9 protein-coding genes are annotated in these 11157 nt (G+C 68.3%); 3 read left to right on the forward strand and 6 right to left on the reverse strand.

The window, feature by feature from the left end:
• Window positions 1-101: 101 nt before the first annotated feature.
• Both RAB70_RS03865 and RAB70_RS03870 read right to left on the reverse strand, forming a co-directional pair.
• Window positions 102-851, reverse strand: a complete 750-nt coding sequence (locus RAB70_RS03865; RefSeq protein WP_017909945.1) for an MlaE family lipid ABC transporter permease subunit — start codon at window positions 849-851, stop codon at window positions 102-104.
• On the reverse strand, window positions 851-1642 hold the full coding sequence (locus RAB70_RS03870; protein WP_017909946.1) for an ABC transporter ATP-binding protein: 792 nt from the start codon (window positions 1640-1642) through the stop codon (window positions 851-853). The genes RAB70_RS03865 and RAB70_RS03870 overlap by 1 nt, the downstream gene beginning before the upstream one ends.
• Window positions 1643-1971: 329 nt before the next feature.
• On the opposite strand from RAB70_RS03870, the gene RAB70_RS03875 reads away from it, so the two are divergent.
• Window positions 1972-2259: a DUF6916 family protein gene (locus RAB70_RS03875; RefSeq protein ID WP_017909947.1), complete on the forward strand. Its 288-nt coding sequence runs from the start codon at window positions 1972-1974 to the stop codon at window positions 2257-2259.
• On the opposite strand, the gene RAB70_RS03880 is transcribed toward RAB70_RS03875, so the two are convergent.
• The 4 genes from RAB70_RS03880 to RAB70_RS03895 all read right to left on the reverse strand — a co-directional run bounded on the left by RAB70_RS03880 (window position 2252) and on the right by RAB70_RS03895 (window position 4568).
• Window positions 2252-2821, reverse strand: coding sequence for a GNAT family N-acetyltransferase (locus RAB70_RS03880; protein WP_148829782.1), 570 nt, complete (start codon window positions 2819-2821; stop codon window positions 2252-2254). The genes RAB70_RS03875 and RAB70_RS03880 overlap by 8 nt on opposite strands.
• 10 nt (window positions 2822-2831) lie before the next feature.
• Window positions 2832-3368 (reverse strand): phage tail protein, encoded by a 537-nt coding sequence (locus tag RAB70_RS03885; RefSeq protein WP_148829783.1) that lies wholly within the window; start codon window positions 3366-3368, stop codon window positions 2832-2834.
• 58 nt (window positions 3369-3426) lie between these two features.
• Window positions 3427-3954, reverse strand: a complete 528-nt coding sequence (locus RAB70_RS03890; protein ID WP_148829784.1) for a phage tail protein — start codon at window positions 3952-3954, stop codon at window positions 3427-3429.
• Between the two features lie 68 nt (window positions 3955-4022).
• The gene (locus RAB70_RS03895; RefSeq protein WP_148829785.1) at window positions 4023-4568 is read right to left on the reverse strand and encodes a phage tail protein; all 546 of its coding nucleotides are present in this window, start codon (window positions 4566-4568) and stop codon (window positions 4023-4025) included.
• A 321-nt stretch (window positions 4569-4889) separates the two neighbouring features.
• Between RAB70_RS03895 and RAB70_RS03900 the strand changes: the two genes are divergently transcribed.
• Complete coding sequence (locus tag RAB70_RS03900; RefSeq protein ID WP_408068853.1) at window positions 4890-9899, forward strand: putative Ig domain-containing protein; 5010 nt, start codon at window positions 4890-4892, stop codon at window positions 9897-9899.
• Window positions 9900-10129: 230 nt separating this feature from the next.
• Window positions 10130-11074 (forward strand): IS481 family transposase, encoded by a 945-nt coding sequence (locus tag RAB70_RS03905; RefSeq protein WP_265529716.1) that lies wholly within the window; start codon window positions 10130-10132, stop codon window positions 11072-11074.
• The last annotated feature ends 83 nt before the right edge of the window (window positions 11075-11157 follow it).

Genomic DNA, 11157 nt, shown 5'->3' on the forward strand with positions numbered 1-11157 from the left:
CGTGTCTACCTTGTTGATTCAGCGTGGCCGCGGCGCCAGTGCCGCGACCGGGATGTTGCCGCGGAGCCTGCCGTCGCCGGCCGGCCCCGCGTTGGCGCCGCTCAGCGGAACAGCAGCGCCGACATGACGAAGTTGAACATCAGTACCAGCAGCGAGGCGTTGACCACGGCGCGGGTGGTGGCCACCGAAGTGCCCTCGATGGTCGGCTCGGCATGGAAGCCGACATAGGCCGCCACCAGCGCCGCCGTACCGCCGAACACCGCCGACTTCAGCATCGCCACGCCGAAGTCGTCCCAGAAATCCACGCTGCTCGACAGCGCCGACCAGAACGTGCCGCGGTCCAGGCCGAGCGCCGCCACCGCCTCGAAATAGCTCGCGCTGATCGCCAGCGAGCAGAAGATGCCGGTCAGCAGCGGCACGGTCAGCACCGCCGCCCAGAAGCGCGGCGCCACCGCCTTGGCCACCGGGTCGATCGCCATCAGCTCCAGCGCCTTGATCTGGTCGGTCGCACGCATCAGGCCGAGCTCGGCGGCGATGGAACTGCCGGCGCGGCCGATGAACAGCAGCGCGGTCAGCACCGGCGCCAGCTCGCGGTACAGCGACAGGCCGAGCAGCGTGGACAACGCATCGGAGGCCCCGTAGGTCTGCAGCGTGCGGTAGCCCTGCAGGGTCAGCACCAGGCCGACGAAGGCGCCGCCCACGGCGATGATCGGCAGCGAACGCGCGCCGACCTTGTAGATCTCGCGGATCAGCTCGGCCAGCAGGTCCCGAGTCGGCAGCGAGCCGCGCAGCACGGTCAGGAAGAACAGCCCGGCGCGGCCCAGGGAACGGATCGGGGCAACGATGGCCATCAGGCGGCGCTCCGCGCGCGCTGCGGCGCATCGAATGGGATCGGGCCGTCGGGACGGCCGTGCAGGAACTGCTGCAGCAGCGGATCGGTGCTGGCCTGCAAGGCCTGCGGGGTGCCGGCGAAGACCACGCCGCCGTTGGCGATGGCCACGGCCTGGTCGCAGATCGGCAGGGTCTCGTGGACGTGGTGGCTGACGATGATGCTGGTCAGGCCCAGGGTGTGGTTGAGGCGCTGGATCAGGCTCATGATCACGCCGGAGGCGATCGGGTCCAGGCCGGTCAGGGGTTCGTCGTAGATCATCAGCGGCGGGTCCAGGGCCAGTGCCCGCGCCAGCGCCACGCGCCGCGCCATGCCGCCGGACAGCTCGCGCGGCCAGGCGTCGGCAGCGGCCAGCAGGCCCACCGCGTGCAGCTTCAATGCGACCAGCCGCTGCAGCACCGGCTCGGGCAGGCGGGTATGGGCGCGCAATGGCAGCGCCACGTTCTCGGCCACGCTCAGGTCGGTCAGCAGGCCGTTGCCCTGCAGCAGCACGCCGATGCTCTTGCGGGTCTCGCGCAGCGCGCGGCTGCCGCGCGGCAATGGCTTGCCGAACACCTGCAGCGTCCCCGCGGCCGGCTCCAGTTCGCCGGTCAGCGCCGCCAGCAGCGTGGACTTGCCGCTGCCGGAGGGGCCGAGCACCGCGGTGATGCTGCCGCGCGGCACGCTCAGCGAGACGTCGCGCAGGATCGCCCGGCCGCCGCGGTCGATGCGCACGCCCGACAACTGCACCAGATTGGATTCGGAAGACGCCATCGCGACCTTTAACGAAAATACAACATAGGATCGATCCGTTCGGCTGAACTTAACCGAACTGGCCCGTGCAGTATTGTGGCACCGCGCGGGCCGGTGTGCGCGCCCGCTTCGCCCCGTTCATGCAACAGCGTGTCATACGGCCGCGCATTGGTCGCCGGCGACGCCGCATCGGCTCGGGATGGCCGCCACCGCGCCAGCGCCTCGCAGCTGCACTTGAGGGGTGGACAAAAGGCGGTGTGGACAAATGCCCGCACAGCGCTTGTGCGCGTCGCGACGGCACGCGACGATGCCGGCAGGGCGCCCGTGCCGAACCACACCTGGAGTCAAGGATGGAGCTGTTGAGCTTGGAACACTTCGCTGGAAGCGTGAACGAGACGTTCTCGGCGCAGTTGAACGAAGGCGAGGTCGCATTCGTGCTGGTCGAAGCGCGGCCGCTGCCGACGCCGCCCGCGGCGCGGCGCGCCCCGTTCTCGCTGCTGTTCCGCAACGGCTCGGCGTTTCTGTTTCCGCAGCAGACCTACCAGATGCGCCATCCGCGCCTGGGCGAGATCGGCATCTTCCTGGTGCCGGTGGCGCGCGAACGCGACGGCTTCCTGTATCAGGCGGTGTTCAACTGACGCGCGCGTCCGGCTTCGTGCCAGCGCCATCCCAGCGCATGGCCAGATGGGTCTGGCCGGCCTCGCCGGCAACGAAGCCCAGCCGCGCGTAGAGCCGCTGCGCTGCGGGATTGGCATGCAGCACGTGCAGCGTCAGTGCGCGCCCATCCGCATGCGCGAGCGCCTGTGCCTGCGCGATCAGCGCGCCGCCGATGCCGTGGCTGCGGCAGTCCGGCAGCAGGCTGATATCGACCAGGACGTGCGGATCCGTGCTGCGGTCCAGATACAGCCTGCCCAGCCGCGCGTGCGCGTCTTCCACGATCAGGAAGTCCGCGCCGGGAAAGTGCTGCAGATAGTGCGCATGCTGCAAGGCGAACTGCTGGTCGAGAAAGGCGCGCTTGGTTTGTTCCGGCCACGGCACCGTGGCCAGTTCGTCGCGGCGCGTACTGGCGTATAGGTCGCGCAGCCAGTCCAGGTCTGCCGAACGCGCCGGCCGCACGCCGATGCCGCGTGCCTGCAGCGCAGCGGGCGCAGCCCACCCGGCGTCCCGTTGCGGAAAGCCGGGCGAGGCGGCGATCGACATCACGCCTGCCTCAGTTGAAGACCGGATAGTTGCCCTGCAAGGCGATGCAGAAGTTCACCGCCAGATACGGCTGCCGGTTCTCGTGCGCCTGGCCGATGCCGGTGGGCATCAACATGGTCGGGGAGAACTGCGTGTTCGGCGCGACCGCGTTGTATGGACGCGCGTTGCTGCTACCGGGGGAAGACAGCGCGGCGCCACTGACGGGCGTGCCACTCTTCTTTGTTTGGTCCGACAACGAAAATGAGTTGACGCCATGCTGGTGCATGGGAATCTGCGTGCTCTGCAGGCTGACCGATGCCGAGCCGAAGTTGCTGCCCAGCGTGTGCGGCGTCAGGCCCGGCCCCGCGCCCTGCTGGCAACCGGCGCGCGTGACGAAATTCGGCAGTTGGAACGTGGTGGTGCCATTGCCGCCGTAGGCCACGCCGAGCAGGGAATACAGTACGGTGTTCTGCGTGATCGGCAGGGTGGCGCCGTTGCACAACGCCCAGCCGTACGGGTTGTAGTCGAAGCCGAACAGCTGGATTTCGCCGATATAGGGTTCGGTCATGAGCGGATTCCTCCGATGAGCGGATGCGTGCCGCAGCCTTGTCGGCGCGGCGCAGAGGTCAGGCCTGTTGCGGGAAGATGCCGGTGGTGGCGATGCAGTACTGCACCGTCAGCGTCGGCATGGTGTTGTCATGCGGTTGGTTGCCGCCGGCGAACGAAGTGCTTTGCCCGGACATCGCTTGCGCAGTTGCGCCAGTGGTGCTTGTGAGATAGAAAACGTCGCCGGTCACCGCGCCTGGCAACAGGCCTGAGGGCGCCGTCGCTGTCGCCGCTGCGGTGGTGGCCTGGGCGACGTGCGTATGTGCAGGCATTTGCAGGTCTGTCAACGTCACCGTCTCGGTGCCGGCCTGCTGAGCGAGCACGTAGTTGCTCAGGCCCGGCCCCTGGCCCTGGTGGATCGGCAGCCGACCGCGCAGATCCGGCACCGCGAAGGTGCTGGTGCCGTTGCCACCGTAGGCAGTGCCGAGCAGGACGTACAACGGTTCGTATTCGGAGATCTGCAGCAGCGAGCCGTCGCACGCCTGCCAGCCCTGGGGCGTACGGCCGAAGCCGAACATGCGGATTTCGCCGATGAAGGGAGTACCCATGAGATGCTTCCTGGTCGATGAGGCGCCACGCGCACGACTGTGCGCGGCGTGCCCGGATGCGGATGCGCCTAGCTGCGCGAAGGGAAGATGCCGGACAGCGCGACGCAGAAATTGAGCGTGGTGTACGGCTGCACGTTCGGATGCGCCTGGCCGCCACCCTGTGTGCTTACCGTGGCTTGCGATAGCGGAACCATGCTTCCAGGCGCAGCGTACAGCGATGTCGCCGCTCCAATAGTTGCGCCATTGTTCGCGAATAGGCGTCCGGTCGGGTTGCGGCTGTTGCCTGCGGCGCTGGCGCATTCCATCAAGTGGAGATGGGCCGGCAATTGGTCGGTCACCAGCGTCACTGTCTCCCCACCCGCCGCCTGGCCCATCGGCAACGCAGGCGGCTGCCACGCCGGGTCGGCCGATGGCCCATAGCCTACCGGCGTGCGCCCGCGCATGTCCGGCAAGCCGAACGTGGTCTTGCCGTCGCCGCCGAAGCGGGTGCTGAGCAGACTGAACAGGGCCTGGTTCTGATTGATCGGCAGCAATTGCCCGTTGCACTGCGCAAAATATTTTGGCGCAAACGCGAAACCGGTCAGCATGATCTGACCGATGAAGAACTCGCTCATGCGGATCTCCCCCCGGAGTGGATGACGCCAGACCTCGTGTCTGGCGCCAGACTACTTAATCACGACTTCGGCGACTTGCAAGCGACGATTTTGCTGAACCAGACAGACGTGACGCATTTGTTGCTTTACGCGGCGTTGGATTTGTTGTTCCAATGGCCGCGCGACGCGCATGCCCGATGCTTGCTGGGCCAATGTTACGCGAAGTCCGAGGCACCAGGATGGCTGCCAGCGCCCATGGGGTGGCGCGTTTTGGGGAATCGAAATATGTCTACGAATTGCACCGGTTTGCGCCGTGGCGCGCGCATCGCATTGCGCTGTTTGATGTTGCTGGTCGTGTTGTTGATGACGACGTTGCACTCCGGGTTGGCCGCGGCAGCGTCTTCCCAGTATTGTCCGACGTTGAACGCCACCGTCGCCCAGGGTGGCTCGGTGCAGATCGACGTCACCACCTGCGACGGCACCGGTGTTGACGACATCGGCGTCGGCTGGAACGGGGTGCAGCCTCCCCACGGCACGTTGGTCGTTCCCAGTCCGAGCGGGGCGCAGGGAACGCAGATCATCACCTACACGCACAATGGCGACAGTGCCACGAGCGACACATTTCCGCTAGAAGACGGCGCTGGCGACACCATTACCGTCAATATCACCATCACGCCCTCGCGCAGCGCCAGCATCACGGTTTCCCCGTCCAGCGCCAACGAGGACAGCGGCACGCCCTTCGTCTACACGGTGACGTTGAGCTCGACCAACAGTTCGGCGACCACGGTGAACCTGACCCGCAGCGGCACGGCGACCAGCGGGACCGACTACACCGGCGCGGTCACCAGCGTCGTGGTGCCGGCCAACGCGACGTCCGCCAGTTTCAGCGTCACCCCAGTCGCCGACACCACGGTGGAGCCGGACGAGACGGTGATCTTCCAGGTGGCCAACGGTACCGGTTACTCGATCGGCAACCCCTCCAGCGCCACCGCCACCATCGTCAACGACGACTATCCCTCGGCAAGCATCGCGGTGTCGCCGGCCAGCGTCGCCGAAGATGGCAGCGCCAACCTCGTCTACACCGTCACCCTGAGCCAGGCGTCGCCGTCGGCGCTCTCGATCGGCTTCAGCGTGGGCGGCACCGCGACGTCCGGTACCGACTACGCAGCGGTCAACTCGCCGCTGGTGATTGCGGCCGGGCAGACCAGCGGCACCATCACCGTCGATCCCACCCCCGACACCACGGTGGAACCGGACGAGACCGTGGTGATCAGCCTCAATGCGGGCAGCGGTTACACCGTCGGCTCGCCGTCCAGCGCCACCGGCACCATCCTCAACGACGATCTGCCGACCCTGTCGATCAATAACGTGTCGCAAAACGAAGGCAATTCCGGCACCACCGCGTTCACCTTCACCGTCTCGCTCAGCCAGCCGGCCGGCAGCGGCGGGGTCAGCTTCGACATCGCCACCGCCAACGGCACCGCGACCGCGGGCACCGACTACATCTCCTCCAGCGTGAACGGGCTGACCATTCCGGCCGGCAGCAGCAGCGCCACCTTCACCGTGCAGGTAATCGGCGATACGCTCAACGAACCCAACGAAACCTTCTACGTCAACGTCACCAATCCAAATGGCGCCACGATCACCGGTGGGCAGGGAGTGGGCACGATCAACAACGACGACGCGCAGCCGTCACTCTCGATCGGCGATGTCAGCGTCACTGAAGGCAACAGCGGCACCACCACGGCCACATTCCCCGTCACCCTCAGCGCCGCCAGCGGCCAGACCGTCACGGTCAACTACGCGACCACCGACGGCAGCGCCAATGCCGGCAGCGACTATGTCGCCCACTCCGGCACCCTGACCTTCTTGCCCGGCATCACCACGCAGAACGTGGCGGTGACCATCAACGGCGATACCACCGTCGAGCCGGACGAAACCTTCACCGTGAATCTCTCCGGCGCCAGCAACGCCACCATCGCGCGTGCCACCGCCACCGGCACGATCCTCAATGACGATGCGGTGGTGACGATCTCGCCGACGTCGCTGCCGGCGGCCACCGCCGGCACCAGCTACAGCCAGACCCTGAGCGCCAGTGGCGGGACCGCGCCGTATGGCTTCGCGATCACCACCGGCACGTTGCCGGTGGGGATGCTGCTGAGTTCCGCCGGCGTGCTGTCCGGCACGCCCAGCGGCACCGGCAGCTTCAATTTCACCGTGTCCGCGACCGACAGCGGCGCGTCGCCCATCAGCGGTAGCCGTGCCTATACGTTGACGGTGGCTGCGCCAACCGTGACGCTGCCGGCGACGACCCTGCCCAACGGCACCGCCGGCCAGGCCTACAGCGCGGCGATCACCCAGGCCAGCGGCGGCATCGCGCCGTACACCTATGCGGTCACGGCCGGCGCCTTGCCGGCAGGCGTGACCGTCAACAGTGCGACCGGTGCGCTCAGCGGCACGCCCACCGTGACCGGCAATTTCAGCTTCACCCTGGTCGCGACCGACAGCACCTCCGGAACGCCGGGCCAGGCGTCGCGCAGCTATACGCTGGCGATCGTGGCGCCGACCTTGACCGTCGCCCCGTCCACCCTGCCGTCCGGGACCGCGGGCACGGCCTACAGCCAGACGTTGAGCACCAGCGGTGGGACGGCGCCCTACACCTACGCGCTCAGCTCCGGTGCCCTGCCTGCGGGCCTGAGCCTGAGCAGCGCCGGTGTCCTATCCGGCACCCCGACCGTGGCCGGCAGTTTCACCTTCGTCGTCGGCGTCACCGATGCCGGCAGTTTCGGTGGCTCGCACGCCTACACCCTGTCCATCGCCTCGCCGACCCTGGCCATCACCCCGCCGACGTTGCCGGCGGCGGCGATCAACGCCAGCTACAGCCAGGCGCTGAGCACCAGCGGCGGCACCGCGCCGTACAGCTATGTGCTCAATGCCGGCACCTTGCCGAGCGGGATGAGCCTGAGTGCGGGCGGCGTGCTGTCCGGTACGCCGACCACGGCCGGCAACTTCGCGTTCACCGTGGGCGTTACCGACGCCAACGCCTTCACTGCGGCGCAGGCGTTCACCCTGACGGTGGCGTCGCCGACGCTGACGCTGTCGCCGCCGGCGCTGCCGGCCGGCACCGCGGGCAGCGCCTACAGCCAGGCGCTCAGCGCCACCGGCGGGACCGCGCCCTACAGCTACAGCCTCGCCACCGGCGCGTTGCCGGCCGGGCTGAGCCTGAGCGCGGCCGGCGTGCTGTCCGGTACCCCGACCCAGGCGGGCAGTTTCGTCTTCACCGCCACCGTCACCGACAGCACCGCCGGTGTCCCCGGCCAGGCCAGCCGCAGCTACACGCTGAGCATCGCCGCGCCGACCCTGACCCCGGGGCAGCCGACCTTGCCTGCCGGCACCGCGGGCACGGCGTACAACCAGACCCTGAGCACCAGCGGCGGCACCGCACCGTACAGCTACAGCGTGGTCAGCGGCGCGCTGCCGACCGGGCTGAGCCTGACCACGGCGGGCGTGCTGTCCGGCACGCCGAGCGCGGCCGGCAGCTTCGCCTTCAGCATCAAGGTGAGCGACGCCAACGGCTTCTCGGCCACGCAGGCCTACACCCTGACCATCGCCTCGGCGGTGCCGGCACCGGTGGCGGCGAACGACACCGGCGCCACCCTCGTGGATACCGCGCTGACCCTGGCGGTCACCGGCAACGACACCGGCAGCATCGACAGCATCGCCATCGCCACCGCGCCCAGCCACGGCACTGCGACCGTCGATGGCGTGCGCCTGGTGTACACGCCGGCGCCGGGCTACGTGGGCGTGGACAGCGTGCACTACACCGCCATCGGCGCCGGCGGCAGTTCGGCCCCGGCCGTGGTCACCATCACCGTCAACGCCCGCCCCATCGCGGTGTCGGTGACGGTGCCGGCGGTGACCGGGCAGGCGCAGACCCTGGACGTCACCCGCGACGCCACCGGTGGCCCGTTCGTGGCGGCCGCCGTGGTCGCGGTGCTGCCGGCCAACGCCGGTACCGCGACGATCACCCGCGCGGCCGCCAAGGCCGCCGGGGTGCCGACCGCGGCCGCGGACGACGGCCCGGGCTTCATGCTGACCTTCGTGCCGAATCCGGCCTTCTCCGGCAACGCCACGGTGCGCTTCACCCTGTCCAATGCGTATGCGACCTCGGCCGAGGCGGATATCGTGTTCATGATCGCGCCGCGCCCGGATCCGACCCAGGATGCGCAGGTGCGCGGCCTGATCGACGCGCAGGCCGAGTCGACCCGGCGCTTCGCCAAGGCGCAGATCGACAACTTCCAGCGCCGCCTGGAGGCGACCCACCGGGGTGCGCGCGGCTTCGACAACGGCGTGAGCTTCCAGGCCAGCTCGCAGTGCCGCCAGCGCGACCGCACGCTGCAGAGCGATCGCAACCTGGACGCGCAAGCGTGCGACCCGGCCAACCGCGACCTGCGCGACGGCGCCATGGACGGCGGCGCCGACAACGCGTCGGCGGCACCACGCGATGCCACTGCGGCAGGCGATCTGGGCCTGTGGGTGGGTGGTGCGATCCGCTCCGGCAGCCTGGACAGGCAGTCGCAGCGTGCCGGCGTGGATTTCCAGACCGATGGCCTGAGCCTGGGCGCCGATTACCGCGTCTCCTCGTCCTTCGCATTGGGTGTGGGCGTGGGCTTCGGCCGCGACGACAGCGATGTCGGCCGCGACGGCAGCCGCAGCAAGTCGACCGCGTACACGCTGGCGCTGTATGCCAGCTATCACCCGGGCCAGACGCTGTTCTTCGACACCCTGGTCGGCTACCAACTGCTGTCCTACGACCTGCGCCGCTACGTCACCGACAACGGCGCCCTGGCCGAAGGCGACCGCAGCGGCCACCAGTGGATCGCGTCGCTGTCGGCCGGTGCCGACCTGCAGCGCGGCGATTGGCAGATCACCCCGTATGCGCGGGTGGATGCCGCGCGCGCCACGCTGGACGCCTACAGCGAAGCGGCGATGGCGCCGTATGCGCTGCGCTACGAGGACATGGACGTGGCCACCACCACCGGCAACCTCGGCCTGCGCCTGGAATGGCGCCGGCAGATGACCTGGGGACGGCTGACGCCGCAGTTCCGGCTCGAGTACCAGCACGACTTCCAGGGCCGCGGCGACGCCACGCTGGGCTATGCCGACATCGTCGGCGGCACCCTGTACCGCACCGGGCAGAGCGTGTACGACCGCAACCGGCTGATGCTGGGCGTGGGCGTGGTGTTCAGCACCGACCAGGGCCTGTCCACGCGCGTGGAGTACCGCGGCGTGACCGACGGCGACAGCGGCAGCGACCAGACCTGGATGTTCAACGTCGAGAAGAAGTACTGACACTTTGAGCCCCTCTCCCCCCGGAGAGGGGGTGGGGTGAGGGTCCGACGCGCAGCGACTCGCGATGTGTGGGTGCACGAGGCTGCGCCCGTACCCTCATCCGGCCCTTCGGGCCGCCTTCTCCCGGCGGGAGAAGGGAGCGGCTAGCTGTGATCTCTCAGTAGGTTGTTCATCCGGGGCATCTCTGGAAGATGGGGGTTACCAAGCCAACCCAGCCCCAGGAGCCCCGGATGAACCTGCATAAACATGCCCGTTTGAGCCCTCGCGGTCGAGCCCTGCTGGTGGATCGCATCCTTGTTCATGGGCTGCGCGTGGAAGAAGCGGCGCATGCGGCCGGTGTGAGCGTCCGAACGGCCTACAAATGGCTCAAGCGCTTCAAGGAAGAGGGGGCGCAAGGGCTGAGCGACCGCACCTCCCGGCCTCACGACTGCCCCCATGCCACGCCTCGGGGCGTGGTGGATCAGGTCATCGCGCTGCGCCGTTCACGCCACACGTATCGGCAGATCGCCGAGCAGCTGCCTGTGGCGCCGAGCACCATCGCCCGGTTGCTGCGCCGCGCCGGCCTGCACCGGCTGGCCGAGCTGGAACCGGCGCTGCCGGACAATCGCTATGAATACGCCCAACCCGGCCAACTGCTGCATCTGGACATCAAGAAGCTGGCCCGTTTCCGCCAGCCCGGCCACCGCGTGACCGATGATCGGACGGTCACCTCCCGTGGCATTGGCTGGGAGTACGTCCACCTAGCCATCGACGATCACTCGCGCGTGGCCTTCGGCACCATCGAGCCCGATGAGCGCGGTTTCAGTGCCTGCAGGGCCCTGATGCAGGCGGTTCGCTACTACCGCAGCCTGGGCGTGCGCTTGGAGCGCGTGTTGACCGACAACGGCGCCTGCTACAAATCACGCCGCTTTCGACGCCTTGTCCGACGGCTCGGCCTGCGCCATCTGCGAACCCGACCCTACACGCCACGCACCAATGGCAAGGCCGAGCGGCTGGTGCAGACCAGCCTGCGAGAATGGGCTTATGCGCGCTCCTATATCGACTCCACGCAACGCGCCAACGCCTTCTCGGGCTGGCTGCATCATTACAACTGGCATCGACCACACGCCAGCCTCGGCTACAAACCGCCCATCTCCCGAATTCCACTGAACAACGTGGTGGGTTTACACAGCTAGCCCCTCTCCCATCGGGAGAGGGGTTGGGGTGAGGGTCCGGCGCGAAGCGACCCGCGATGTTTGGGTGCACATGGCTGTGCCCA

The organism is Xanthomonas sontii (genome assembly GCF_040529055.1).
Taxonomy (GTDB): Bacteria; Pseudomonadota; Gammaproteobacteria; order Xanthomonadales; family Xanthomonadaceae; genus Xanthomonas_A; species Xanthomonas_A sontii.